At 68.7% G+C, this 24087-nt stretch carries 26 protein-coding genes and 3 pseudogenes; 4 read left to right on the top strand and 25 right to left on the bottom strand.

What is annotated here, in order from left to right; genetic code table 11:
* Window positions 1-3: 3 nt before the first annotated feature.
* The 4 genes from HOV77_RS05145 to HOV77_RS05130 all read right to left on the bottom strand — a co-directional run bounded on the left by HOV77_RS05145 (window position 4) and on the right by HOV77_RS05130 (window position 2522).
* Window positions 4-513: a hypothetical protein gene (locus HOV77_RS05145; RefSeq protein WP_290858153.1), complete on the bottom strand. Its 510-nt coding sequence runs from the start codon at window positions 511-513 to the stop codon at window positions 4-6.
* 78 nt (window positions 514-591) lie between these two features.
* A complete protein-coding gene (locus tag HOV77_RS05140) occupies window positions 592-1197 on the bottom strand; it encodes a hypothetical protein (RefSeq protein ID WP_363259673.1) in 606 nt (201 codons plus the stop codon).
* A gap of 8 nt (window positions 1198-1205) precedes the next feature.
* On the bottom strand, window positions 1206-1973 hold the full coding sequence (locus HOV77_RS05135) for a fused MFS/spermidine synthase (RefSeq protein WP_290858149.1): 768 nt from the start codon (window positions 1971-1973) through the stop codon (window positions 1206-1208).
* A gap of 150 nt (window positions 1974-2123) precedes the next feature.
* A complete protein-coding gene (locus HOV77_RS05130; protein WP_290858147.1) occupies window positions 2124-2522 on the bottom strand; it encodes a VOC family protein in 399 nt (132 codons plus the stop codon).
* 68 nt (window positions 2523-2590) lie between these two features.
* Here HOV77_RS05130 and HOV77_RS05125 point away from each other — a divergent pair, with 68 nt between their 5' ends.
* Window positions 2591-3214: a hypothetical protein gene (locus tag HOV77_RS05125; protein ID WP_290858145.1), complete on the top strand. Its 624-nt coding sequence runs from the start codon at window positions 2591-2593 to the stop codon at window positions 3212-3214.
* Between the two features lies 1 nt (window position 3215).
* Here the strand turns inward: HOV77_RS05125 and HOV77_RS05120 are convergent, their stop codons facing one another.
* On the bottom strand, window positions 3216-4034 hold the full coding sequence (locus tag HOV77_RS05120) for a helix-turn-helix domain-containing protein (protein ID WP_290858143.1): 819 nt from the start codon (window positions 4032-4034) through the stop codon (window positions 3216-3218).
* 26 nt (window positions 4035-4060) lie between these two features.
* Window positions 4061-4183, bottom strand: coding sequence for a ribosomal protein bL36 (locus tag HOV77_RS05115; RefSeq protein ID WP_290858140.1), 123 nt, complete (start codon window positions 4181-4183; stop codon window positions 4061-4063).
* Between the two features lie 115 nt (window positions 4184-4298).
* Between HOV77_RS05115 and HOV77_RS05110 the strand changes: the two genes are divergently transcribed.
* Window positions 4299-4658 (top strand): nuclear transport factor 2 family protein, encoded by a 360-nt coding sequence (locus HOV77_RS05110; RefSeq protein ID WP_290858135.1) that lies wholly within the window; start codon window positions 4299-4301, stop codon window positions 4656-4658.
* Here HOV77_RS05110 and HOV77_RS05105 read toward each other — a convergent pair.
* The 6 genes from HOV77_RS05105 to HOV77_RS05080 all read right to left on the bottom strand — a co-directional run bounded on the left by HOV77_RS05105 (window position 4655) and on the right by HOV77_RS05080 (window position 11427).
* Window positions 4655-7405: a LuxR family transcriptional regulator gene (locus HOV77_RS05105; protein ID WP_290858128.1), complete on the bottom strand. Its 2751-nt coding sequence runs from the start codon at window positions 7403-7405 to the stop codon at window positions 4655-4657. The two genes, HOV77_RS05110 and HOV77_RS05105, sit on opposite strands and share 4 nt — an antisense overlap.
* Window positions 7406-7499: 94 nt before the next feature.
* A complete protein-coding gene (locus HOV77_RS05100; RefSeq protein WP_290858125.1) occupies window positions 7500-8363 on the bottom strand; it encodes an alpha/beta hydrolase in 864 nt (287 codons plus the stop codon).
* A 126-nt stretch (window positions 8364-8489) separates the two neighbouring features.
* Window positions 8490-9305 (bottom strand): CPBP family intramembrane glutamic endopeptidase, encoded by an 816-nt coding sequence (locus tag HOV77_RS05095; protein ID WP_290858123.1) that lies wholly within the window; start codon window positions 9303-9305, stop codon window positions 8490-8492.
* A gap of 160 nt (window positions 9306-9465) precedes the next feature.
* On the bottom strand, window positions 9466-10212 hold the full coding sequence (locus HOV77_RS05090; RefSeq protein ID WP_290858120.1) for a class I SAM-dependent methyltransferase: 747 nt from the start codon (window positions 10210-10212) through the stop codon (window positions 9466-9468).
* Between the two features lie 194 nt (window positions 10213-10406).
* The gene (locus HOV77_RS05085; protein WP_290858118.1) at window positions 10407-10781 is read right to left on the bottom strand and encodes a hypothetical protein; all 375 of its coding nucleotides are present in this window, start codon (window positions 10779-10781) and stop codon (window positions 10407-10409) included.
* Between the two features lie 100 nt (window positions 10782-10881).
* Window positions 10882-11427: a TetR/AcrR family transcriptional regulator gene (locus tag HOV77_RS05080; RefSeq protein WP_290858116.1), complete on the bottom strand. Its 546-nt coding sequence runs from the start codon at window positions 11425-11427 to the stop codon at window positions 10882-10884.
* Between the two features lie 23 nt (window positions 11428-11450).
* Between HOV77_RS05080 and HOV77_RS05075 the strand changes: the two genes are divergently transcribed.
* Window positions 11451-11873, top strand: a complete 423-nt coding sequence (locus HOV77_RS05075) for an SRPBCC family protein (protein WP_290858114.1) — start codon at window positions 11451-11453, stop codon at window positions 11871-11873.
* Between the two features lie 298 nt (window positions 11874-12171).
* On the opposite strand, the pseudogene HOV77_RS05070 reads toward HOV77_RS05075, so the two are convergent.
* The 3 genes and pseudogenes from HOV77_RS05070 to HOV77_RS05060 form a co-directional block, all read right to left on the bottom strand.
* A pseudogene (locus HOV77_RS05070) lies at window positions 12172-13071 on the bottom strand (chitinase); the annotation flags it as partial.
* A 60-nt stretch (window positions 13072-13131) separates the two neighbouring features.
* Window positions 13132-14079 (bottom strand): annotated as a pseudogene (locus HOV77_RS05065) (carbohydrate binding domain-containing protein); the annotation flags it as partial.
* 159 nt (window positions 14080-14238) lie between these two features.
* Window positions 14239-15555 carry a cellulose binding domain-containing protein gene (locus HOV77_RS05060; RefSeq protein WP_290858111.1) on the bottom strand — a complete coding sequence of 439 codons (1317 nt, stop codon included), beginning with the start codon at window positions 15553-15555 and terminating at the stop codon, window positions 14239-14241.
* Window positions 15556-15738: 183 nt separating this feature from the next.
* Here HOV77_RS05060 and HOV77_RS05055 point away from each other — a divergent pair, with 183 nt between their 5' ends.
* Window positions 15739-16170, top strand: coding sequence for a hypothetical protein (locus HOV77_RS05055; protein WP_290858109.1), 432 nt, complete (start codon window positions 15739-15741; stop codon window positions 16168-16170).
* A 52-nt stretch (window positions 16171-16222) separates the two neighbouring features.
* Here the strand turns inward: HOV77_RS05055 and HOV77_RS05050 are convergent, their stop codons facing one another.
* From HOV77_RS05050 to HOV77_RS05005, 10 genes and pseudogenes are all read right to left on the bottom strand, one after another.
* Window positions 16223-16486, bottom strand: coding sequence for a hypothetical protein (locus tag HOV77_RS05050; protein WP_290858103.1), 264 nt, complete (start codon window positions 16484-16486; stop codon window positions 16223-16225).
* A 104-nt stretch (window positions 16487-16590) separates the two neighbouring features.
* Complete coding sequence (locus tag HOV77_RS05045) at window positions 16591-17154, bottom strand: GyrI-like domain-containing protein (protein ID WP_290858100.1); 564 nt, start codon at window positions 17152-17154, stop codon at window positions 16591-16593.
* Between the two features lie 69 nt (window positions 17155-17223).
* The gene (locus HOV77_RS05040) at window positions 17224-17670 is read right to left on the bottom strand and encodes a nuclear transport factor 2 family protein (protein ID WP_290858083.1); all 447 of its coding nucleotides are present in this window, start codon (window positions 17668-17670) and stop codon (window positions 17224-17226) included.
* Between the two features lie 38 nt (window positions 17671-17708).
* A complete protein-coding gene (locus HOV77_RS05035) occupies window positions 17709-18488 on the bottom strand; it encodes an FAD:protein FMN transferase (protein ID WP_290858080.1) in 780 nt (259 codons plus the stop codon).
* Window positions 18485-18961: an FMN-binding protein gene (locus HOV77_RS05030; RefSeq protein ID WP_290858078.1), complete on the bottom strand. Its 477-nt coding sequence runs from the start codon at window positions 18959-18961 to the stop codon at window positions 18485-18487. The genes HOV77_RS05035 and HOV77_RS05030 overlap by 4 nt, the downstream gene beginning before the upstream one ends.
* Before the next feature lie 36 nt (window positions 18962-18997).
* Window positions 18998-20359: a ferredoxin reductase family protein gene (locus HOV77_RS05025; RefSeq protein ID WP_363259666.1), complete on the bottom strand. Its 1362-nt coding sequence runs from the start codon at window positions 20357-20359 to the stop codon at window positions 18998-19000.
* Between the two features lie 79 nt (window positions 20360-20438).
* A complete protein-coding gene (locus tag HOV77_RS05020; RefSeq protein ID WP_290858075.1) occupies window positions 20439-21380 on the bottom strand; it encodes a carbohydrate ABC transporter permease in 942 nt (313 codons plus the stop codon).
* An 11-nt stretch (window positions 21381-21391) separates the two neighbouring features.
* Window positions 21392-22378 (bottom strand): sugar ABC transporter permease, encoded by a 987-nt coding sequence (locus tag HOV77_RS05015; protein ID WP_290858072.1) that lies wholly within the window; start codon window positions 22376-22378, stop codon window positions 21392-21394.
* Between the two features lie 98 nt (window positions 22379-22476).
* Complete coding sequence (gene ngcE / locus HOV77_RS05010) at window positions 22477-23895, bottom strand: N-acetylglucosamine/diacetylchitobiose ABC transporter substrate-binding protein (protein WP_290858068.1); 1419 nt, start codon at window positions 23893-23895, stop codon at window positions 22477-22479.
* 83 nt (window positions 23896-23978) lie between these two features.
* Window positions 23979-24087: pseudogene (locus HOV77_RS05005) on the bottom strand (RpiR family transcriptional regulator); the annotation flags it as partial.

Raw genomic sequence — 24087 nt, 5'->3', positions numbered from 1 at the left:
GTTCTACAGGATGGGCTGACGGCGGCTCGTACGCCCCGCCCGATCGTCCGGAGCCAGCGGCAGCTCGCTCGTGGTGACCCGGAAGAGCACGAGCGCCGCCTCGGCCAGCAGCCCGACGCCGAGCCCGATCAGCAGCGACGGCATCGCGCTCGCAGCGGCGCCCGAGCGGAGCGCGCCGGTCATCACGGCGAAGACGACGCGTACGCCGATGGTCGCGACCCAGAGTCCGATGGTCAGCCAGCGGTACCGGGACCATGCGACCCCGTCTCGCAGGTACAGCCGGACCGACGCGCCCCGGGCAAGACCGAGGCCGATCGACAGCGCCGCCTGCACCACGAGGATCGCCAAGTCCACTGTGGCCAGATGACCGGCGTCCAGCTGGGCCACGCCCGCGACCGTCACGCCCAACGGGATGATGAGCATGCGACGGCTCTGGACGGGCTGCCCGGCCATCCGGCGGACCATGGTCCACACGATGAGGGCGGCGATGAGCAGGATCTGCGCGTAATTCATGCGCTCGACGCTAGGGATCTCGGCGTCGGAAGGCTGCCACCCACGGGTGGAACCTGGGTGGAACCGTAGGTGGACCGGTCAGACTCGGTACGTCACCGTGGCCGGGTCGCAACCGGTGTCCAGCACCGCATCCGCGCGTTCTCGCGTACGGTCGGCGGCGAAGAACTCGCCCTCCTCGACGAGCCACCGTTCCCACAGCCACCGGACGTCATACTCTTGCCCGTGACCGCGGGCCAGTCCGCGCGCCATCCGCACGTCGGCGGGCGCTTCCACGAAGACCCCGTACGCGAGCCGCCCCTCGGTCGCCAGCCGGGTGCAGGTGACCCCCTCGATCACGACCAGCGGCTGCCACGGCAGCGTCTTCCAGCCGCCCAGCGAACCACCGCGCCAGTCGTTGATCCAGTCGCGTACCTGGTAGTGGGCGTCCTTGCCGGCCAGAAGCGGTTCGAGCACCTGCTCGTCGAACCGGGGCCACCAGCCCGCGAAGTCGTCCCATGAGACGAAGTCGTCGATCTCGACCAGCCCTGCGCCGGAGAGCTCGGCGAGCTGCCGGGCGAGGGTGCTCTTACCGCCCCCGGCTCCGCCGTCCACCCCGATCACGCGTACGCCGTTCACCGCCGGGCGGGCCAGCACCCGAGCCAGAATGTCCTCCGCCACCGTCACGATCATGGAGGATAGCGCCACGACGGTGATCATCCGAAGGAGAAGTCGGCGTCACCGAAGTCGTGCACGAGCTGGACGGGCTGAGGCTCCTTGGCCGCCAGGCGGTTGAGCTCGGTCATGGGCAGCGGGCGCTCCTTGCTCGCGGCCAGCACGAGGTTGCCGGGCCGCCGACGCCGCAGGACCGCCCGGTCCGCCAGCAGGCAGACGTCGTCGAAGGCGGCCTTCGCCGCGACCACATGCTGCCGAGTCTCGCGCAGGGGCGGGCCGTCGATCACGTTGGCCGCGTAGATACCCTGCGGTGCGAGCACCCGGGCAATGTCGGGAGTAAGCTCGGCCGGCTGCCCGGGGAAGTCACCGATGACGAGGTCGAATCGGGCGTCGGCGATGGTGGGCAAGGCGGCGACGGCATCGGCGATGCGTACCCGGATGCTGGATTTCGGCGGCAACGGGGCGTTCTCGCGAACCAGCGCGACCAAGGCGCCGTCACGCTCGATCACGAGCTGCGCCGATCGGGACCGAGTCGCGGCCACGTAGCGCGGCAGCGACAGCGCGCCGCCGCCGAGGTGCAGCACACGCAACGGGAGGCCCGGCGCCCAGGCCGTGTCGATTATCGCGGCGAGGTGGCGCATGTACTCGAAGTGCAGCCGGGCCGGATTCGCAAGATCGACATGTGACTGAGGCCGACCGTCGTACAGCAGGGTCCAACTGGACGGATGGTCAGCGTCGGGGATCAAATCCGCGGTGCCGAAGTCGACCGGCTCGCTGACGCCGCCACGCCCTCGTCTCCTACCCGTCATGCCGGCCAGTATCGCGCTTGCGTGGCATCGTCCCGACCCGGCCACCGGTTGTCGGGGCCGGTCCGGCGTCCGACGTGCTTGGCGGAGATCAACGGAGAAAATGCGGGGTTATGGCACCGCGAATCTTCCGCTGATCATGGCCGCCCATGATCAGTCGGGTTCTCCGGCGTACGTGCCGAAGCTCCACACCACGCCTTCCGGGTCACGAGCGGTGAAACCCCGCGAGCCGTAGTCCTCGTCGCGCAGTCCGCGCACGATCTTCGCCCCCGCAGCGACCGCCCGATCGTGGAGCTGGTCGGGCTCGTCGGTCACCAGATACACCGAGCCCATTCCAGGCGCAGTACGCACTTCGTCACCGTCGGCCGACCGGCTCGACAGCATGACTCCGCCGCCGTTGGGCCAGGTCAGCTCGGCGTGGTCGACGCCTCCGCCGTCACGGGCGTATACCGCTTTCTCGACGAACCCGAACGCCTCGACGAGGAACCGGATCGCCTCGGCGGCGTCCTGATACCGCAGTACCGGCCAAACGGCCGTCTTGATTTCGCTCATGTCCTCAGGGTCCCGCGTCGCGACCGCCAAGGCTTGGACGAATGGGAAATCGGGCGCAGAATCCGACCGTGCATCCCGATGAGCATCCGCAGATCACCGCATTCCAAGAGCTGTTCACTCGATACCGGCGACTCCACGGAATCGCAGGCGGCTGGGCGGTGGATTTCCTCACCGGTGCGGTACGCCGAGACCATTCCGATCTCGACGTGCTGGTCCTGGCCGCCGACTTCGCCCATCTCCTCGAGGTGATGCGGCCGTTCGGGCCGGTGGTCACCGACGAGCAGACGAACGAGAGCCGGCCCGCCGAACAGGGCTTCGACATCGAGCCGGGCCGGATGACCGTCTCGTTCACCAAGGATCTGCCGCCGGAGTGCGGCGACGTCCAGGTGCTCTTCGCGTCGAGCGACGACTCGGACTGGATCTTCCATCGGGGCGGGAAGATCCGCTGGCCGCTGGCGGACCTCATCCGGCGGAGCCCCGGTGGAATCCCTTACCTCACACCGGAGATTGTGCTCCTCTTGAAGGCGAGGGACGCCAGGGAGAAAGACCGGAGCGACTTCGTCGACGCCGTCGCCCACCTGGATCACGAACAGCTGGCCTGGCTGCGGCCACGGCTGGCCCCGCCGTGGAAGCAGCCGCATCCGTGGGAGGCTGTGGTCGACGACGCGCTCGGCCACCCACCGGTGGCTTAGCTCAATCGAGCGGGCGCAGCGGCAGGTTCTCCTCGGCGAGCCAGGTGGTCGGCGCGGCTCCGGCCAACGCTCGCCATTCGCGGTCGAGGTGGGGCTGGTCGTAGTAGCCGCATCGCGCGCTGATGTCGGCCAGCGACAGCTTCCGGTCGGCGCGAAGCAGCCGGTGCGATCGGTCGAACCGGGCGATGCGGGCCGCGTCTTTGGGCGAGACGCCGAATTCGGCCGCGAATCGCGCTGACAGGTGGCGTCTGCTCCAACCGACCGCCTTCGCCAGCTGCTCTACGCGTACCACTCCTTGCTGGGCGACGAGAATGTCCCAAGCTTGCGCGACCTCCGCGGCTGGATCGCGCCGCGGAGCGCGATCCAGCCGCCGCGTGAGGATTTCGTCGAGCACGTCGAACCGTCGCGGCCAATCAGGCGCGGCGGCCAGTCGATCGATCAGCTCGCGCGCGTCCGGGCCCAGCAGGTCCGGAAGCGGCACGACGGCAGCGGCCAGCGGGGCCGCGGGCAGCCCCAGCAGGTCACGTGCTCCAGCCGGAGTCAATTCAAGTTGTACGCCGTACTGCGAGCCGTCGTGCGGAATGTAAGCGGGACCGACTGTCATCCCCGAGGCGAGCGACGCGTAGCCGAGTGCGGGTTCCCCCGCGTCCAGTGCGACCAGGGTCGGGGCATCGAGGCTGATGACGACGGTGACGCCCAGTGACGGCAGCCCGCGGTGTACGCCCGGCTGCTGGCCACTGTAGTGATACCCGCGGTACATCCCGACGGCATGCCGCAAGTACGCCGGGGCGAGCCGATCCGCGGTCTCCGCGACTGGCATACCCCCACTGTCTCACGAATGCCGCGTCAGCCCTGGCGGGCCTTCAGCCGCGGATCCCGCTTGTTGATCACCAGCAGCTTGCCGTGCCGGCGGACGACCCGCGAACCCGGCTTCTGCTTGAGCGACCGCAGTGAGCTGCGAACCTTCATCGCACTCTCCCTTCGATGGTGGAACGTGCGCTGCAACGCCGATCGGCGGCGGCCTATTCCGCGTTACCTGTGAGGTAATAGACCGGGCAAGGCGCTTGCTGCGAGCGTGATCCACATGACGCACAGCAACAAGGACCTCGTCCTCAACGGCTTCGCCGAGTTCGCCGCCGGCAACATCGACATCCTGCATACGCTGCTGCACGAGGACTTCGTGGAGCACAGCCCGGGCAATCCGTCCGGCCGGGACGCGTTCGTCGCGTATATGAAGACTGCGCCGGTCGCGGGGGCGAAACTCGACCTCAAGCGTGTGATCGCCGAAAACGACCTCGTCGTCCTCCATTACCGGATGAGTACGCCTACCGAGGAGCTCGCGGTGGTCGACATCTGGCGGCTGGCCGACGGCAAGATCGTCGAACACTGGGATGTCGTCCAGCCGGTGCCGCCGGAGTCGGAGACCCCGTACGGCATGTTCTAACGCAGGGCGCGTACCAGCTCGGTCCGCGAGCGGATGCCGAGCCGGTGGAAGATGTTGCGCATGTGATGGTCGACGGTCCGGGTGCTGATGAACAGCTGCGCCGCGACCTCGCGATTGGTCGAGCCGTCGGCGACCAGTTGCGCGATCTGCAACTGTTGCGCCGTCAGCGCGGCGGTCGCGTCCGGCCCGGGGGACGCGACCGGTTCGCCCGCCGCCCGCAGTTCGGCCCGGACCTGGTCGATCCAGTAGTCCGCGCCGGCGGACTGGAACAGGTCGGCCGCCCGATGCAGATGCTCCCGGGCGTCCCGGGGCCGCCGCGTACGCCGGAGGTCCTGGCCGAGCAGCAGCTGCGTACGGGCGTGTTCGAAGTCGGCGTCCGAGGAACCGTGCAACTCCAGCGCCACCCGGAAATGCCGTTCGGCCTCGGCACTCCCCCGCTCCGCCAACAGCGCTCGGCATCGCCGGGACAGCGCACGGCGTACTGGGTCGCCGGTGAGCTCCGCCCACTGGTCGTACGCCTGCCAGGCGGGCCGGGCCAGGTCACCGGCCCCACTTCGAGCGGCCGCCTCGACCAGCCACGGTGTCGCCAGCACCTGGACGACCACGTGCCCGTGGCCGGTGGCCGGATCGGCGATGCCCGCGAATCGGCTCAACGCCTCGGCAGGCCGGCCCGCGGCCAAGTCGAGCACTCCGAGCGCCCAGTCCCGCAGGACACGCGGCCGGCTGACCCGGCCCGCCTCGATCGGCGTACGCAGCCGGGCCAGCTGCGATCGGCATTCGTCGGCGTCACCGCGTACGGCGGCCAGCACGGCGAGCAGACCGAGATGGTCGCCTGCGTAGTTCTCCTGCCCACCGGCTCGGGCCGCCCGGAGTCCGGCCAGACAGGACTGCCGGACGGCGTCATGGCGGCCGAGCCAGAACTGGGCGTACGCCGTCAGTTCGAGCGTCACCGGTAAGACCGCCCGGTCTCCGGCGGCGTCGGCCGAGGCACAGGCCCGTTCGGTCACCCGCAACGCGGTGTGATCGTCGCCGAGCAGTAACGCAGCTGCTCCGGCGGCGGTCAGCGCGCCCGGTTCGCCGAGCCGCTCGCTGAGGGCGATCGCCTCCCGCAGAGCCGGTTTCGCCTGGTCGAAGCGGCCGGTGAAGGTCGCGGCGAACCCCTCGATCTGGGCGAACACGAAGCGCAGCCGGAGCGAGTCACCCGGCCGCCGCAGCGCCTCCGCCCGAGCGCGCACCTCGGTTATCCGCGGGTATTCGCCGGAGAAGCGGGCCGCCTCCGACGCTCGCATGAGGACACTCACGGCCAGCTCCCGGTGCTGTCGGGCGAGGCGGTCGGCCGCCGCGAGCAGGGCGTCCAGGGCGGCCGCGGTCGCACCGGAGCGCAGCTCGATCTCGCCGAGGAGCAGGTCGGTCTGGCCGAGGACGCGGTCTGCTTCGGGCGTACGCGGGACGTCGGCGAGCGTACGCCGGACTCGGGTGATGAGGCGGCGGGCGTACGCCGGACGACCGGCCAGCCACCCGGAGCGAGCTGCGGCGATGAGGTACGCGGCGGCGGTCTGCGAATCCCCGGCCAGCTCGGCCGCGGCTTCGAAGGCGATGGCCGCCGGACCGGGCCGAACGGCATCCGCCGCCACCTCGGCCAGCCGCTCGGCCAACACCGGATCGGGCGCATCACCGGCCGCCGCGAGGTGCAGGACGCGACGCAGCCGGTCAGCCGGCTGATCGGCCTGCTCGGCGAGGAGCCGGTGCGCCGCCCGTCGCCGGGCCAGCGGGACGAGCTCGTACGCGGTCTGCCGGACGAGCGGTTGCGCGAAGGACACCACGCCGTCGGCGACGCGTACGACGCCGGACAGTTCGGCCGGACTCAGCGAGCCCAGCGCGAGATCGCGTACCTCGGCCACCCGGGCGAGCATGGCGGTGGGCAGGGACTCCGCCGTCGCCGCCGCCTCGGCCGCCGTCAGAAGAAGCAGGTCCCGAGTCTCCGTAGGCAGTCCGGCGATCCTCGCCCGGTACGCCTGCCGCAGCGAACTGGCCCCGGGCAACCCGTTCGGCAACGGTGCGGCGCCCGCCCGTTGCCCGGGAGTGAGCGATTCGGCCAGATCGACGAGGGCCTGCGGATTGCCGCAGCCGACCTCGGCGAGGTGCGCGGCGACGGCATCGTCGACGAGATCGGCCCGATCGGCGACGAGCGCACGGCTGTCGGCGAAGTCGAGCGCTTCAAGCTGGAGCGTGCGTACGCCGTCGACGCCGTCCCCGGCGGTGAGCAGCATCGCGACCGGCCGGTCGGCCACCCGCCGGGCGACGAACGCGAGCACGTCTGCCGTCGCGGGATCAGCGGCGTCCACATCGTCCACACAGCACAGCACCGGACGACCGGCCGAACCGAGCAGCTCCAGCACGGCGAGCCGGAGCGGGAGCCGATCGGCGTCCGGGCAGCTCTGGCCACTCAGCATTCGGCGTACGGTGCGTCGGTGCTCCTCGGCCAACCGGGGTACGCCGTCGGCCAACGGTTCCAGCAGGCGGATGAGTCCGGCGTACGCGAGATGAGCTTCGGCGGCCACGCCCGCCGTCTGCAACACGAGGAACCCCGTCGCCGTACGCACAGCGTGCTGAAGCAGCGCGGACTTGCCGAGACCGAGCTCGCCGGCGAAGACCAGCGCCCCGCCCCGCCCGACAGCGGCTCCGGCGAGCACTGCCGCGACGGCCTCGGTCTCCCGGGTCCGGCCGCGCAACCTAGATACATGCACTGTCGATGCAAATACCATGCGGTCCAGTGTTACCCACAGGTAACGACATGGGAAGGGGTGACCGCGAACGGCCACCCCAGGTGTGCGCCGAAGATCAGGCGGGGCACGTGTCGCGGTAGTCGGAGATGGCCAACCCGGACGGAGCCGGGCACAACCAAGGTTCGTAGCGGGTGTCGTCGTCGACGTATCGCTTGAGCCAGGACACCATCGACACCGCCACGGTCGTGTTCACCGCCTGCGGGAAGAAGTGGCTCGCCCCCCGCAATTCCAGGTACGCCTTCTCCGACGACGCCGGAATGCTGGTGTAGAACGGGATCGAGTGCGTCGCGACCGGTGCGACCGTGTCGGACTGGCCACCGATGATCATCGTCGGCACCTGTACGCCACCCCACGACTTGTCCGTGTTCCACGGCGCGAGCGGGATCGCCGCCTGCAACGAGGGTCGGGCGTTCGCTGCCCAAAGCGTACCGCCGCCGCCCATCGAATGACCGGCCACCGCGAGCCGGGAGGAGTCGACGCGGCTGCGCACCGAGCTGGAGTTGACCAGGTAGTCGAGGGCCGAGAGGAGCTGTTGGCCCCGGCTGCTGGGCTGGTCGTAGATGGTGTTGGTCTCGATGCCGATCACCACGAAACCGTGCGAGGCCAGGCGCGGGCCGAGCCAGGCGAGACTGGACCAGGTGGCGGTGAAGCCGGGCGAGATGGCGATGCCGCCGAACGTCCCGTCGGCTGTGGTCGTCGGGTAGTAGATCCGGCCGCCGCCGAATCCGAGCACGGTCGACGGGACGCCGATCGAGGAGGTCGCGTAGGGCCCGCTGCCCGCCTCGAGGATCGCGGCCGTCGGGTTGGGTCCCCGCTGGTACGGGTTGAGCGCGTGCGCCGGGCTCGCCACGGCCGCGCCGACCGCGAGAGTAAGCGCGAGCGACAACGTGGCCAGAAGCCGGGATCTGCGAAGGTGCATCTGTCCTCCCGGGAGTCGAGCCCGGCCCGCCTAGGGAGCGACGGCGGGCCGGGTCGGAAAACATTGACAGGTGCGATTGTTTTGGATGGCGTGCGCCGGGCGCATCGGCGAAATCACCGGTCTTCGTCAGACCAGGCCGAGCACGACCAAGACGGTCCCGACCGTAGCCATGAGCAGCGCGGAACCGGGGTGCATGCCGATCGAGAGCCGGATGTCGTGCTTGCGCCAGACCAGCCAGATGCCGGGGAACAGGAAGACGAGCTTGGACAGCACCGTCCACGGCGCCCAGAAGTGGTACACCGAGAACAGAACCGTGTTGAGCACCGGCGCGCCCCAGCGCAGGTGGGAGATGCGCGGCAGCAGGAAGCCCCGGAAGTAGAACTCCTCGATCAGCGGCAGGCTGAACCCCGTCAGCGGCAAGCACACCAGCATCGTGATGACCAGCTGCGAATGCGAGTACCCGTCGAGATAGGTGGTGGCGCTGCCGCCCGCTCCCTCGAAGGGAACCCACGTGAAGAAGTGGTCGAAGACGAAGTTGTCCAGCGGGGTCAGGGCGAGCGACACCACGGTCATCCACACCAGCAGACCCGCCATCATGCCGATGACCTTCCGGCGCGGGATCGGCTTGTCCGCGTATCCGACGACCCCGCGCAGTGAGAACCGGCCGTTACGCCGCCGGCCCAGCCACAACAGGCCGAAGAGCACCGGCACGAGCACGATCACGAGGGCGACCGCCCAGGCGAAGAAGATCGGATAATCGATCGCCTTGACGAACGGTTCGGCGAGGAGGAAGTACGCGGCGACGATCAGCGCGCCGGGCACGAGATGCAGCGCGATCGACAGCGGGATCGAGTGGCGGTCGGCGAGCAGGAGCTCGACGAAACGGTTGGGGCGCGCGGCCTTCGTAGTGGCGGCGGCGCTGGGAGTAAGTGTGTTCTGCATGCCGAGAATATTCGGCGGACCGCCTGTCACGGCCCTTTCACCGCACTGACGCGCACGTTACAACCGACGGCGCTTTCTCTGCGGGCGCTGGATCAGGGTTCCCGGTCGAATCTTCGTTCATGATTCGGCCCAGAACCCTGATCCAGCGCGGGGATCAGCGTTAGCGGCGCATCAGTGCGAACACGCCCCAGCCGAGGTACTCACGCCGGAAGCGGGCGTACCTCGCCGGTCCGTCGCGCAGTTCGGCGCGGAACGACTCGGCCAGCTCGTCGTCGGGGTTCTCGTCGAGCCAGCGGCGGATGGAAAGCCACTGCGCCCCCGAGTAACGGTCCCAGCTGTCCTGGTCGGCCAGCACCATCTCGACGACGTCGTAGCCGAGGTCGCCGAACTGTTCGAGCAACTCCGGCAACGCCCGGAAGTCGTCCTTGCTGGCCGTGTGATTGGCCTCGACGGTCTCCTGGTCCGGCGGGTCGATCCGCCAGTAGGGTTCGCCGATCAGCATCAGGCCACCGGGACGGAGGCTGCGTTGCAGCAGCTCCACCGTGCCGGCGACGCCGTTGCCGATCCAGGTCGCGCCGATGCACGCGGCGAGGTCGACCGGTTCGGCCGCGACATGTCCGGCCGCGTCGCCGTGCTCGAAGCGTACGCGGTCGGCGACGCCCAGGTCGGCGGCGCGCGCCTGGGCGGCCGCGGTGAACACGGTGCTGATGTCGACTCCGGTCCCGGTGAGACCGTGGTCCCGGGCCCAGGTGCACAGCATCTCGCCGCTGCCGGAGGCCAGGTCCAGGGCGGTGGTCCCGGGCGTCAGGCCCAGGGCCCGCCCGAGGATGGCGAGTTTTTCAGGACTGAACGGGTTGTGAATGCGGTGACCGCTCTCGCGGATGACGAAGTGGCGTGGAAGATCCACGATGGATGCTCCTTGGATTGGCTGGGATCAGGACAGAACCGTGGGGTCGGCCGGCCACCGGGGCCGACGCTGCCTGAACCGTCATCCAATGCACCTCATCAGGTAGTCGCTTCACAAGACGCGGCCACGATACGCGCGTACGCCCGGCCGGGCACGCGATTTCTCGCCGCCGGGCCGGGCGTACGTCTCCTCTGTCAGTTGGTGGTAGCGGGTGCGCTGCTCCCGCCGAACAGTTCCGGAAGCATCGAGGCGAGCGCCGCGATCGCCGCGAAGACGGCAGCCCACCCGAAGGAATCCTTCAGCGCGCCGCTCGTGGCGAGCCAGGCGATGCCCCAGGCGACGAAGCCGACCGCCCCGACGATCAGGCCGACCCATTTCCCGGTCGTGACGCTGTCGGCGATGCCGACGCCGAGGCCGTTCGCTGCGGCCACGGTGAAGACGGTGGCGGCGACCAGGAGGGTCGTCTTGACACCTGCACCGGACGCGGCGGCGAACCCGATGTAGCAGCCCGCCGCGAGGACCAGGCCGACGCCGAAGCTGGCGTAGCCCCACTTCTGAACGTTGCTCATTGCACCCTCGATTCTGGCGAAAGGCGTTGGGGTTGCAAGCACCGTACGCCCGGAGTGAGGGAATGACTCCTCTCCGTCACCTAATTGACTGGCATCGACGTCATCCGTTCCGGGTCAGGTCTTCGAAGGACCCCGCGAACAGCCGATAGGCTCGGTCCACATCGGCCGGATCCGCTCCGGCGACCAGATCGAGAAGCAGTCCGCGGACGACTGCGACACCGACCCGCACCGCCTCCCGGCGTACGCCCGGCGCCAGCGCGGCTCCGCTGTCCAGCCACGGTTCGGTGAGCCCGCTCAGCAATCGGTCCGTTCCGGCCGCCCCTTGCGCCGCCAAGCCGAGCACTTCGAAGAACAGGCGGACGAAGGGGCGTACCTCGGGACTGCTGACGCGCTCCCACAGGGCGAGCATCAACTCCTGGGCCGACTGGTGCCGCGCGGCCAACTCCGTCATCAGGTCCCGCTGCTGCTGTTCCACCGCCTCGACGAGCGCCGCGAGCAGTCCTTCGTGCGTACCGAAGTGGTAGAGGAGCATCCGATGACTGCTGCCGATCCCGTCGGCGATCTCCCGGAGACTCTTGCCACCGATGCCGTTGGCGGCCGCGTACGCCATCACCCGGTCCAGCGTCTCCGCCCGCGCACTCGACATGTACCGAATGGTACATTGACGTCATGCGTTGGGAGAACACGGTCACCATCGACGCGCCGACCGAGCGCGTCTGGGACCTCACCACTGATGTCGAGAACCTGCCGTCGGTGACGCCGACCATGCGCCGGGTCGTACGCCTCGACGACGGGCCGATCCACGAAGGCAGCCAGGCCAAGATCTGGCAGCCGGCGCAGACCCCGGCGATCTGGACGGTGACACGGCTGACGCCGGTACGGGAGTTCACCTGGCAGACGCGGCGGCTCGGGGTGACGATGACCGGACGGCATCTGCTCGCCGACGAGGGCGACGGGTGCCGCAACACTCTCGTCCTGGAGCTGGCCGGACCGGGTGCCAAGCTCCTCGGAACGTTGCTGGGCAAGACTTTCGCCAAGGCACTGGCGACCGAGAACGCCGGGCTCCAGCGCGCCGCCACGTCGGCTGAGTGACGCGTCGGCCCCTTCGCCCGGGCGCGGCCGCTTTCCCACCCGCGACCTGACGCCTGGCCGTGGCCGGACGCCTGGCCGTGGCCTGACGCCTGGCCGTGGCCTGCTCGCCGGCCGCACCATGATCGTCGGAAGCCGACGATCAGTGCACGATTCGTGCCACGAATGTCGGAAGCCGACGATCAAGGAACCGCGAACCTCCAAGATCGTCGGCTTCCGACGATCAGCGCGTTCGACAGCACTCACAGGCGAGGCGAGGCGCACTGATCGCCAGGCTTCGGCGATCAGTGCGCCCACAGCGTCACGGCATGGCGACGAGGTGCGAGTGGACGGTGTTGGCGAAGGCGTACCCGTTGCTCGCATCCCAGTTGATCGACCACGTCATGGCGCCACGGATGCTCGGCCACTTCGCCGGGGGAACGAAGCTGCCGCAGCTCGTCCCGGCGGCTAGGCAGTCCAGCGCGTTGTTGACCACGCCGGGGCTGACGTAACCGCCGCCCGCCGCCGAGGTGGACGACGGCAGGCCGAGCGCCACCTGGTCCGGCCGCAGCGCGCTTTGCAGCTGGATGCAGGCGAGCGCGGTCAGGAAGTTGATCGTGCCCTGCCCGTACGCGAACATCTGGTCGCAGCCCAGCATGCCGCCCGAGTTGTAGAACTGCGTGTGCACGATGGTCAGGATGTCGCGGATGTTCAGGGCCAGCGCGAAGTACGTCGACCCGGTCGACTGCATGTCGATCGTCTGCGGCGCCATCGTGATGATCAGGTTCGTGCCCGCCTTCGACCGCAGCGACCGCAACGCCTGCTCCATGTAGGTCGCGTTCAGCCCGTTCTCCAGGTCGATGTCGACGCCGTCGAACCCGTAGCTGGTCATGATCGCGTACACGCTGTTGGCGAAGTTGGTCGCCGCCGTCGAGCTGGAGACCGAGACGGTGCCCTTCTCGCCGCCGACCGAGAGGATGACCTTCTGGTTGCGCGAGTGCAGCGTCGCGACGTCCGCCTTGAACTGCGCGTCGGTATAACCGCCGAGCGCGCTCGACAGGCCGGAATCGACGCCGAAGGTCACGCCGCCGGCCGAGTTCGGGTCGGCATTGGCGAATGCGATCGCCACGATGTCGTAGGTCGTCGGGACCGACGACAGCCGCAGCGGCGTAGCGCCGTTGGTGAAGTTCTGCCAGTAGCCCGTGAGCAGGTGTTTCGGCAAGGTGCCCGTGGTGCATCCGGTCGTCGTGCCGGTCACGCTCGCCGAGCCCGATTCACCGCTGCCGTTGTACGCGCGAACGGCGTACGTGTGGCTTGTGCAGGCGGTCAGCCCGGAGATCGTCGCCGTCGTGCCGGTCACAGTCGCCCGCACGGTGGTGCCTTCGTACACCCGGTAGCCGGTGACGGTCCCACTCGACGCGTCCCAGGCGAGTCCGAGCGAAGTATCCGCTGTGGACGTCACGCGCGCATTCCCGGGCGTGCCCGGGACTCCGGTGCCGCAGCCGGTCGTGGTGATCGTGACGCTCCCCGAGTGCGCCGACTCCCCGACACTGTTGTACGCCGTCACGTCGTAGGTGTGGCTGGTACAGGCGGTCAACCCGGAGATCGTCGCCGTTGTGCCGGTGCCGCTCGACTTCACCGTGGAGCCTTCGTACACCCGGTAACCCGTGACCGTCCCGGTGGACCCGGCCCAGCTCAGCGCGACCGAGGTGTTCGTGATCGTCCCGGCGGCCGGCGTACCGGGGACGCCGGGCACGCCGGCCCCGGCCGTGCCCTGCAACGACACGTCGTCGGCGAAGTAGTCGCCGGTGCCGTACCAGCCGTGCAGGAACACCTGCACGCTGCTGCTCGACGCGGTGAAGGTGACGGTCAGCTGCGTCCAGTTCGTGGCGCTCGGCGTCCACGTCGACGATCCCCCGGTGACGCCGAGGTAGACGTAACTGCCGCGAACCCAGCCGGTGAGGGTGTAGGAGGTGCCGGACACGACGGGAACGGTCTGCGTGCAGTTCGCGTTGTCCGAACTGGACGCCGCTCCGCGCAACGCCTTCGTCCCCGTACGCACCGGCGTGGTGACGACGCTACCCAGCCCGCCCGAACAGCTCCACGGGCTGAGCGCACCCGTCTCGAAGCCGCCGTTGGACAGTAGCTCGGCCCCGATCGCGGGGGCCGCCGGTGCCGTGATCAAGAGAACGGCGGCTGCGACCAGCGCCGTGATGCGCGTTAGCTTCATCATCGCTCCTCCAGCAGAGTGACCGGGGAACCTATAAGGAAGCTTTATTAAATATTTCAGCACGCACCTTCGTCAATGTGTGGCGCGCTGGATCAGGGTTCCGGGTCGGATCATGGGGCAAGATTCGACCCGGAACCCTGATCCAGCGCCCAAAACGCGTCAGGGGCTGGTGCAGCTCAACGTCGGAATGCCATTCGTGCCGCCGGCGGTGCCGTTGAAGCCGAACGTCGCCGTCCCGCCCGCACCGAGCGAGCCGTTGTAGGACACGTTCTTCACGGTGACGGACGACCCGCTCGTGGTGAGCGTGCCGTTCCACAGCTGGGTGATCGCCTGCCCGTTGGCGTACGTCCATTTCACGGTCCAGCCCGTGATCGGGGCGCTGCCCGCCGTCACGGTGACCTCACCGCCGAAGCCGCCCGGCCAGGAGCTCGTGATCCGGTACGCCGCCGAGCACGCCCCCGATGAAGACGGCGACGTCGAAGCAGACGGGGACACCGAGGCAGACGGCGACGCGGAAGCGGACGGCGAAACGGAGGCCGAGGGGGAAGCCGACGGCGATCCAGAGCCGCCGCGGGACGTCGTGTACGCAGCCGCGGTGTAGGGCACCGAGCACTGCGACGAGCACGGCAGGCTGAACGAGTACACCCGCCCGCCGTTGATCAGCGCGTCGTTGACATCGCGTACGCGAATCTGGAAGTTCGTCGCACCCGAGGTGAGCCCGCCGATGATGTAGGACTGCCCCATGTCGCTGTTCATGGTGGCGGTGTGCCAGGCTCCGTCGGCCAGGTACTCGACTCCGTGGATGCCGTTGGCCAGGTGCGAGACCGCGATCGCCGGCCACCACTGCTGAGCGCCCTGGAGGAAGCCGATGTTGATGTCCCCCGAGTAGTTGGGCGCGGGGACGAACTTCCAGCTGATGTGCCGGTTGTTCCAGTGGTCCGGGTAGAGGTCGGTCAGCGTCGTGCCGTTCTTGACGAACTTGCTCAGCGACCCCTTCGCGAGGTCGAGGTGATACGGGTCGTCACGGCACCACGCGTTGCCGTCACCGCAGCTGTCGGCGACGAGCATGGTGAGCGTGCCGCCGTTGTACGCGTCGCTCACCCAGGAACCGTTCCGGCAGAACGGCTGGTTCGGTGCGCCGTCGTTGACGCCGGTGCAGTAGTCGGCGATCGAGACCTGGACCCAGCGGCCGCAGTTGTGCCCGTTCTCCCACATCCCGGTCTTGGCGGCGTCGGGCACCGGCCGCGTCGAGTACGCGTAGTCGCCGGGCGTGTTGAACACGTTGAGGGCGACGAAGTTCTGACTGTCCAAATTGGCCTGTGGCAGCCCGCAACCGCCGTACGGCGAACCGAGGGCATCGAACCAGGTGGCGTTGGCGGTGACCGGCGCGGGCGGATCGGGCAGCGCGAGCGCGGCGCCGGCGTAGCCGACGACGAGCAGGGCAGCCGCGATGACCGTGGAGCGCAGCAGGGTCACGCGCCTCAGACGAGGCACGCGCACGGGACATCCTTTCGGGTCGCGCCGTCCGGCGGCTCTGGGCGGAGCCGGGCCCGTCCGTGGGGAGTGGACGGCGATGGATGTTTTGACTGTAGTCCCGCGTGGTCCCACTATCGAGTGCAGGCGGGTTTCATCCTCGCCGGATTGGGTAGCGCGCTCTCCGTGACGACCGACGAGTACGAAGCCGGCAGCCGGATGGGGCGGGCCTGGCTGGAGACGGACGACGGCCACCGCTGGCGGCACGGCCTCGGTGGGGGAACCACCCTGCTCCGTGACGCGATGCGGGCCTTGTCCGCCCGGCATGGTCGCGACTACCAACGGGGATTCCTCGACGCGACGCAGACCCGCCGCGCGGTACGCGAACCGCGGCCGCTCGCCAAACGCCCCGAACGGGTGAGCGTCACGCTGACCGTCGAGGAGGATCTGGCGTTGAAGGCCTTCCGCCTCGGCGACGGCGTCTCACCCGCCTCCCGCCTGCGCGCGATGCTGGCCGTCTACTGCGCCGACTTGGACTTCCGAGCCCGGGTCGATCGCGAGGCCAAACAGCCCGGCCCGGAAGGCATTCGCCAGCCGAGCCCGGGCCGAGCCCACTAGCTGCGGTCCACTAGCCGCGGTCCACTATCCGCGCGGGCGGGAGGCCGGACCGCTAACCGGCACTGGCTGGAGTCAGCGCGTTCTCCTCGGCCGGATCCCGCGCGGCGAGGCAGACGATGCTGGCGTGCCGAGCCGTCGGGCACGGATCGGGCACGTCGCATCGCGGGCACGTCGTGCTTCCCTCCGGCGGCGTATGCGCTGCCAGCAGCTCCCGGGCGGTCACCGCCAGCGGACTGTCCGGCGCCACCACCGGATGCCGCTCGACCGGCGGCGGTGGGACCGCGGCCGCCACCGCCGTGCGTCGTTTGCGAGCCATCACGGCCTCCCTGATTCGCGTTCGCACTGCTCATCCACGCTGTCGGCGGGAATGAGACAGCCTTCCCTCTCTCAACGAGAGGCAGGTGGGAGCCGTGCCGCGAGTCAGGCCGTCCGGACGAGGGGCAGCCGGAGGATCGTCCGGGCGTCCGGTGGCGAATGCGGACCCGGATCGTCCAGATAGATCTCGTGATACTTCCCTTGGACGGCATAGCCGTGCGTACGGGCGAAATCCCGCAACATCCGCAAGGCGGGCGCCTTGTCCCGCAGCGAACCGGTGTAGAGCACCTGGGCGACGGTGCCCTCGTCGAGACTGGTCACGCCCATCTCGGAGAGCAGACCGTCGGGGACGATGCCGCGCAGCGTGGCCGACGCCCGCGCCACGTCAGCCGTCGAGGTCTCCAGCGGCACCTGCTGCAACAGCGTCCACCGCCAGGTGTGCATCCGTTCCGGGCGCATCGGGCCGCCGTCGGCGGACCACCACAACGCCTCCGTCGGGTGCACCGCCAGTCTCAGCGCGGTGGCGACACGCCGCAGCGCGTCGGCGTACGCGGGGAAGGCGTCGGGCGCGCCGTGCCCGTCGAGGGTCAGGTATCTCGTCAGACCGGTGGCGGCGATCGCCGGCCGGGAATCGACCGCCGGCGGTCCCGTCATCAGGATCTCTTCCATTGTCGGGCCTCCGTTCACCCCAGGCTGTACCCGCCCGGGGAGGCCCCGACACTTTTGCGGTGATTCCGATCAGTGATCCGGCACTTCGCTGATGTGCACCGAGGCGAGCTTCCACAACTTTCCGTCGCGTACGCCGACCGCAGTGATCCGGCAGTGCCGGCCGAACGTCTCGCCCTGGTCGTGACCGGCGCATTCATGGTCACCCACCGCGATCGCCGCGTCGTCGTGCACCCGCACGTCGACGGCGTTCAGGGTGAACGTGGTGTGGAACAGCCGCCCGTCCCGTCGCCGGGCGAGCCAGTCTTGTCTGTCGAGCACCTCCCCGGCGCGGTCGACCCCGAGGAAGTCGTCGGTCAGCAGTTCCTCGACGACGTCGACCAGGCCGCGGTATTCGGCGGTGGTCCACAGTCGCAACATCGCCCGCACGTCTGCCTCGGCGCTGCCCGAAGCGCCGCTCGGGGTGCTACCCGATGTGCTGGTTGCGGAGGCGTTGGGAGCAGGCAGAACACTAGTCATACCCTCCCCTTTCCACGGCCGCCGCCGGTCAAACCCGCTCAGGCGATCGGCCAGCCCGGCGTACTCGAGATCCGGCCGTCCGCCGACACCACCAGCCCCTCGTACCCGTCCAGCTCCGCGAGCCACTCCAGCGCACTCCCGCCCCGCGCGAACGCCGCCGTGGCGTACACGTCCGCCCAGAGCAGCTCCGGCCCCAGCACGCTGACCTGGCGAAGTCCCGTAGGCGGGCGGCGGGTGCGCGGGTCGACGATGTGCGTACCGCGATGGCGGGTCCCGGAGGTCGCGACCGCGCCCCGCCGTAGGGTCACGGCCCGCAGGATTTTGCCGTCCCGCGACGGGTCCTCGATCCCCACACGCCACGCGGGCTGACCGTCCGCCGCGGTGACCAGCACGTCGCCGCCCGCGTTCACGCACCAGCCCAGGCCCACGGGCAGCTGCCGGGTCGCTCGCTCCACGGCCCAGCCTTTGACCAGGCCGGAAGGATCGGTCCGCGTGGCTCCGCCCAGTGGGTCGGGCAAGGATCGCGCGTCGAAGAATCCACTGGTACGCACAAAGGCGCGGTCGCACAACGCGAGTACGTGCCCGAGGAGCGGATCGGCGGCAGCCAGGGTCAGCTCGCCGCGCTGCCATCGACTGATCTCGCTGTCGGGTCGATAGGTGCTGAAGATCTCGTCGATCCGCCGCAACTCGGCGAAGTACGCCGCGACCCGCGTCTCGACGGCGGGAGTCGTCAGCCCAGGTCCCCGCAGATTCACGCTGATCGGCAGCCCCATGATCTGCTCGACCCAGGCCCGCTGATTCTGCCTGGCGGTCGTCATGACAAATGGGCGGAGTCCAGGGCCGCCTGCAACGACTCGATGTACCCCTCACTGGTGACCGTCGCACCCGACACGGTGTCGATCTGCGCGCTCTGCTTCGAGATCACGGAGTCGTGCAGGATCGGGAGGGCGTACTGGTTGATCTCCTGGTCACGGTGGTTCTCCGTCGGGTATTCGATCGCCTCGACGTCGGTGATCTTGCCGTTCGCCACGGTGATGCGCACCTGCACGGGACCCCACCGGGTCTGCGCCACCGATCCTTCATAGGTCTTGCTCCCCGTGCTGTTCCCCGTCGAAGTGCCGGTCTGGGTCGAGCCGGCCGTAGAGCCGCCCGAGTCGTTGTTCGACTTGTTGTTCGCGGGGGTCACCGCGACCGTGTCGCCGCCGCCGGACCCCATGGTGCTGGTGCGGTAGCTGAACAACAGCACCGTAATAGCCACAGTGGACAGCAGCCACAGCGTGATGCGCCGCATCGTCTCCCTTTCTCTGCAGAGCTTGCTACGGATGAGCTACCAGGCGAAGTGTTCGAGGTGGATCCGGTCCGGTGCGACCCCGGCCTCGGCGGCCGTCCGGCGCACGCCGGCGGTCCACTCGTCCGGGCCGCAGACATAGAGGTGCTGACCCCGCAGATCCGGGACGATGCGACGCAGCGCTGCCAACTCACCCGATCGACCGCTGCTTTCGGCGTACCCGTGCGGCAACCACGAATCCTGGACTCGCGGACCGAGCAGCGGAACGACACGGACCCCGCGTCGCGCGGCGAGCCACTCGATCTCGGACCGGAAGGCGAGCTCCTGCGCGGACCGGGCGCGATAGACGAGCGTCGCTTCACCGTCGCGGTAGGGCAGGTCCCACAGCAGCGCGAGCAGTGGGGTGATGCCGATACCGCAAGCGATCATCGTGACCGGGCCACCGTCGTAGACCTCGCCGGTGAGCCGGCCGTAGGGGCCTTCGACCAGGACGCGGGTGCCGGGCCGCAGGGTCGCGACGCGGGAGCTGCCGTCGCCGAGATCCTTGACGGTGATCCGCAGTCTGTCCCTGCGCGGGGGCCCGGACAACGAGTATGGATGGGCCCGTGACCAGCCCGGACCGTCGAGGAACCGCCACTGGAAGAACTGCCCCGCGTGGACCGGCAGCCGGTCGAGGAAGCGGCCCTTGAGATAGACGGAGGTCAGCCCCGGTCCTTCGGGAACCACCTCGGCGACCTCCAGCCGGTGCCGGGCGGTACGCCACGCGGGCAGCCCGAGCCGGAAGATCACGATGGCCGCCGCCGTCCCCGCCCACAGCGTCCACCAGTACGCCCGCGCGAGCGGCGAGGCGAGGAAGTCCGCGCCGGTCCACAACTGATGCGGCAGCGCCAACCCCACCCCGAGGTATGCATAAAGGTGCAGCAGGTGCCACGACTCGTAGCGCAGCCGACGCCGGGCCGCCTTGATCGAGGTCACCACGACCATGACGATCGCCGCCGCTCCCGCCACCGCCAGCAGCATCCCCGGATACTTGGTGATCAAGTCCCAGAAGGTGTGCAGCACGTTGTCCTGCACCGGGCCGGCGTACCCGAGCGTGATGAGGACGATGTGCGCCAGCATGAGGTGGAACGAGGTGAATCCGACCCAGCGATGCCACCGGGCCAGCTGGTCCTGGCCGAACGCCCGCTCGACCCAGGGGATCCGGGCGAGCAGCAGCACCTGCAGCAGCATCAAGTCGGAGGCGAACAACCCGGCCAGCCGCCCGATCGCGGCCACCGCAGCCCAGCCGCCGCCCGCGACCTCCAGTACGCCGCCCTGCCGGACCCACAGCGCGGCGACGACGATCATCGTCAGCCCGGCGGCGAATCCGGCCGCGTCGGCCGACCAGCGCTTCGTCTTCACGCCGTCGAGGATCCCCAAGGCGCGTATGTGCCCGCTAGGGGCAAGCTGTGCCCAGCCTGTGAGCCGGGCCCAGCGGGCCTTACTTGGTGATCGAGCCGGTGAGCCCAGCCTGGATCTGGCGATTGAAGACGAGGTACGTGACCAGGATCGGCAGCATGGCCAGCGTCATGCCGGCGAACAGGCGCGCCCAGTCCGTCTCGTACTTCGAGTTGTTCACGAGGTTCAGCAGGCCCTGGGTCAGCACGAACTTGCCCTCCTCGAAGCCGCTCTGCGGCTTCATGAGCAGGTTGGGCAGGATGAACTGGTTCCACTGGCCGATGATGTTGAACAGGCCGATGCTGACGAGGCCGGGCTTGGCCATCGGCAGCATCACCCGGAAGAACAGCGTCGTGTGGCTCGCCCCGTCGATCAGGCCCGCCTCGGCCACGTCGGTGGACAGCGTACGGAAGAACGAGTGCAGGAAGAACACCGTGAACGGCAACGAGTACGCGATGTAGACGAGGATGAGCCCGCCGTAGGTGTTCAGGCCGATGACGCTGGACAGCCCGAGCATGGCCGCCAGGTTCTGCACCGTCTTGTAGAGCGGGATCAGGCCGAGGAAGATCGGCATGACCAGCCCGGTGAAGAACAGGTAGTAGATCGCCCGGTTGCCGGGAAAGCGGTACCGGGCGAGCACATACGCGACCATCGCGCCGAACAGCATGCTCAGCGTCACGCTGAACGTCATCACGACGATGGTGTTGAAGAAGTACTCCCCGATGTGCCCCTTGGTCCACGCCCGGCCGAACGCGCCGATGTGCCACGAGGTCGGCAGGCTCAGCGGCTGGTGCAGGATCTCGTCGTCGGACCGGAACGACTGGACCGTCGCCCAGATCAGCGGTACGCCGACCATCAGACCCCACACGGCGAGGAACACGTGGGAGAAACCGGTGAGGAAGCGGCCCTCGGGCTTGCGCTTCTCCGTCGTCGTGACCGGCCCGGACGCGGTCGGCAGCTCGTGCTTCGAAGTTGTCGTCGTCATCTGCGGCCGCCCTAGAACTCGATCTTTTCCCGGCGCGTGATCCGCAACTGGATCAGCGCGAAGATGAAGGTGAACGCCGCCATCGCCACCGCCATCGCGCAGGCGTACCCGAACTTGTCGTAACGGCTGCTGCCGAAGGCGGTGTGATAGATCCACGAACTCATCACGTGGCTGGCCCCGGTCGCCTGCATGCTCGGCGGCGCGATCGCGTACGCGAGCAGGAAGAAGTCCAGCGCCGCGATGCCCAGGTAGACCCAGGCGACCGAGATCTGCTCCCACAGCAGCGGCAGGGTGATGCGGAAGAACGTCTGCCCGCGAGTCGAACCGTCGAGCAGCGCCGCCTCGAAGATGTCCCGGGGGATGGACTGCATACCGGCCGAGAACAGCACGAGGTAGAACCCGACGCCGCCCCAGACGGCGATCGCGATGAGACACCAGAGGACGACCGGCGCGTCGAGGATGGTGTCGCCGAACGGGATGCCCGGGAGCAGCCATGAGTTCGTCTCGCCGAGGAACAGCAACGGCCGCTGCGGGTCGACGATGCCGACCTTCGCCAGCAGCGCGTTGAGGAAGCCGGTGTCGGTGGAACTCTCGAAGATGCGGCTCCACAGGATCGCCACGATCGCGATCGACAGCAGCTGTGGGAAGAAGAAGATCGTCTTGTACAGACCGGATCCGGCCACTCCGCGTACGCCCGCCTTGTCCCCCCGGCCGCCAACGTTGAGCATGAACGCGAAGAACAGTGCCAGCAGGATGGTGACGATCGGATAGACCACGAGGATCACGGCGTTGTGGTAAAGCGACCGCAGGAAGGTCTCGTCCTTGAGCAGGTCGGCGTAGTTGCCGAAGCCGGCGTACGGCACCTCCGGCGTGAAGCCGTTCCAGTCCGTCAGCGAGTAGCCGATGGTCTGCAGGTACGGCCAGATCACGTAGACCACGTACAGCAGCACGGGGAAGAACAGGAAGCCCACGATGAAGCGGGCTCTGCCGTGGTTCATGGCGATTTCCTTAGGTCGGGTCCTTTTCGGCGCTGGATCAGGGTTCCGGGTCGAATCACGGGTCACGATCCGACCCGGAACCCTGATCCAGCCGATGGTCAGGCAGTCCGCTTGGGCTGCTTCTTGACGTTCGGGTCGGCCGCGATCTTGTCGGCCGCCTTCTGCATCGCCGTGGTGAACTCCGCGGAGCCACCCTTGCCCGACATGAGGTTGGTGATCGCACCCTCGAGGGCGGTGTAGAGGTCCTTGTACCAGCCGTCGAAGCGGACGCTGACGACGTTGGTGCCGGCGGCGGCCAGGACCTTGTTCGCCGAGACGAACTGCGACGAGCCGGTCAGTCCGTCGGCCGCGCCCTTGACGACGGGCAGCGACTTGGTCAGCTCGGCGAACTTACGGGCGCCCGCCTTCGACAGCATGATCCGCAGGAACTCCAGGCCACCGGCCGGGTTCTTGCCGGTCTTCGGGACGATCCAGCCCTCACCGGCGGCCGCGCGTACGGTGCCGTAGGGGCTCTTGTCCGACGCGGTGAGGCTCCACTGCGCGCTGACCTCCAGCTTGGTGTCCGAGCGCAGGGTCTTGGCCATCTCGCCCTCGAGCCAGGTGCCGCAGGGGATGAACAGCGCCTTGCGGTCGATGACCGCCTGCTGGGTGGTGGTGTGGTCCAGCGCGGCCGCACCGGCCTGGACGTAACCCTTGCCCAGCATCTCGTGGATGTGGTCGATGACCGTCTTCACCGCGTCGGAGGTCCAGGCGTTGGGCTCCAGGTTGTCGATCGCGAAGATCGCCTCCTTGCCGCCCACCTTCCAGATCCAGTCGGTGATTACGTTGTACATGTACCACGGGTACTTGCCCTGGTGGGTGAAGGCGGCGATGCCCTCCTTCTTGGCGTTCTCGGCCAGCGCCAGGAACTCCTCCCACGTGGTCGGAACCTTCCAGCCCTTGGTGTCGAACAGGGTCTGGTCGTGGAAGAAGCCGTACACCGTGTAGGCGGCGTTCAGCGTGTAGGGCTTGTCGTTGAACAGGCCCGACTCGATGGTGCCGGCGAGCAGGGTGTCGCGGATCTTGACGTTGGGGTCGTCGACGCTCGGCGCGTCGTACAGCTCGGTCAGGTCGGTGAGCTGGTCCACGATGGTCGCCAGGTCGAGCGTCTTCGGCGAGGAGTTGTTGATGACGTCCGGCGCGGTGTTCCCCGTGAACCGGGGCTGCATGTCGGTCAGGATCTCCTTGGACCAGGTGATGCCGACCTTGGAACCGCTGTACTTCTGCTCGTAGAGCGAGGCGTAGCCCTTGGCGTACTCCTGGCCGAAGCCGCCGTCGAAGACGACCGCGTCGAGGTTCTTCTTGGCGTCGACGCCGAAGGGGTTGTCCTTCGTCTTGGCGGCGGTGCCGCCGTTGCCGTCGCCGGTGCTGTCGCTGGAAGCGCAGGCCGCGAGGAACCCGGCGGCCGGCGTCGCCAGCAGACCCGCGGCCGCGGCACGGCGCAGGACCGTACGGCGGTTCAGGCTGGTGTGGGACATGGTGTCTCCTCGGTAAAGGGTTCGTTGGTGAGGGTTCTGCGGCTCGGCAGGCCGCCGCGCCGAAGCTTCTTCGGGACGGGTCGTCATCCGGCGACCTCCCGGATTCGATGGGCCTCCACCGCACGAGCCGTACGCTGAAAGGCCGCGTGCGAGCGCTCATGAGTGCGCTGCGCCACCGCGATGTACAACAGG

Origin of the sequence: Hamadaea sp. (genome assembly GCF_013362815.1) — a bacterium.
Taxonomy (GTDB): Bacteria; Actinomycetota; Actinomycetes; order Mycobacteriales; family Micromonosporaceae; genus Hamadaea.
This window is presented reverse-complemented; position numbering and strand designations above follow the sequence as displayed.

Bases quoted from the DNA above. Each gene is read 5' to 3' on its own strand.
- HOV77_RS05080 (WP_290858116.1), bottom strand. From the start codon at position 11,427: ATGTCGAGTGCGCGGGCGGAGACGCTGGACCGGGTGATGGCGTACGCG.
- HOV77_RS05110 (WP_290858135.1), top strand. From the start codon at position 4,299: ATGACGCACAGCAACAAGGACCTCGTCCTCAACGGCTTCGCCGAGTTC.
- HOV77_RS05085 (WP_290858118.1), bottom strand. From the start codon at position 10,781: ATGAGCAACGTTCAGAAGTGGGGCTACGCCAGCTTCGGCGTCGGCCTG.
- ngcE (WP_290858068.1), bottom strand. From the start codon at position 23,895: ATGTCCCACACCAGCCTGAACCGCCGTACGGTCCTGCGCCGTGCCGCG.
- HOV77_RS05035 (WP_290858080.1), bottom strand. From the start codon at position 18,488: ATGACGACCGCCAGGCAGAATCAGCGGGCCTGGGTCGAGCAGATCATG.
- HOV77_RS05040 (WP_290858083.1), bottom strand. From the start codon at position 17,670: ATGACTAGTGTTCTGCCTGCTCCCAACGCCTCCGCAACCAGCACATCG.
- HOV77_RS05030 (WP_290858078.1), bottom strand. From the start codon at position 18,961: ATGCGGCGCATCACGCTGTGGCTGCTGTCCACTGTGGCTATTACGGTG.
- HOV77_RS05130 (WP_290858147.1), bottom strand. From the start codon at position 2,522: ATGAGCGAAATCAAGACGGCCGTTTGGCCGGTACTGCGGTATCAGGAC.
- HOV77_RS05045 (WP_290858100.1), bottom strand. From the start codon at position 17,154: ATGGAAGAGATCCTGATGACGGGACCGCCGGCGGTCGATTCCCGGCCG.
- HOV77_RS05050 (WP_290858103.1), bottom strand. From the start codon at position 16,486: ATGGCTCGCAAACGACGCACGGCGGTGGCGGCCGCGGTCCCACCGCCG.
- HOV77_RS05115 (WP_290858140.1), bottom strand. From the start codon at position 4,183: ATGAAGGTTCGCAGCTCACTGCGGTCGCTCAAGCAGAAGCCGGGTTCG.
- HOV77_RS05135 (WP_290858149.1), bottom strand. From the start codon at position 1,973: ATGACGGGTAGGAGACGAGGGCGTGGCGGCGTCAGCGAGCCGGTCGAC.
- HOV77_RS05095 (WP_290858123.1), bottom strand. From the start codon at position 9,305: ATGCAGAACACACTTACTCCCAGCGCCGCCGCCACTACGAAGGCCGCG.
- HOV77_RS05015 (WP_290858072.1), bottom strand. From the start codon at position 22,378: ATGAACCACGGCAGAGCCCGCTTCATCGTGGGCTTCCTGTTCTTCCCC.
- HOV77_RS05100 (WP_290858125.1), bottom strand. From the start codon at position 8,363: ATGCACCTTCGCAGATCCCGGCTTCTGGCCACGTTGTCGCTCGCGCTT.
- HOV77_RS05075 (WP_290858114.1), top strand. From the start codon at position 11,451: ATGCGTTGGGAGAACACGGTCACCATCGACGCGCCGACCGAGCGCGTC.
- HOV77_RS05120 (WP_290858143.1), bottom strand. From the start codon at position 4,034: ATGCCAGTCGCGGAGACCGCGGATCGGCTCGCCCCGGCGTACTTGCGG.
- HOV77_RS05145 (WP_290858153.1), bottom strand. From the start codon at position 513: ATGAATTACGCGCAGATCCTGCTCATCGCCGCCCTCATCGTGTGGACC.
- HOV77_RS05020 (WP_290858075.1), bottom strand. From the start codon at position 21,380: ATGACGACGACAACTTCGAAGCACGAGCTGCCGACCGCGTCCGGGCCG.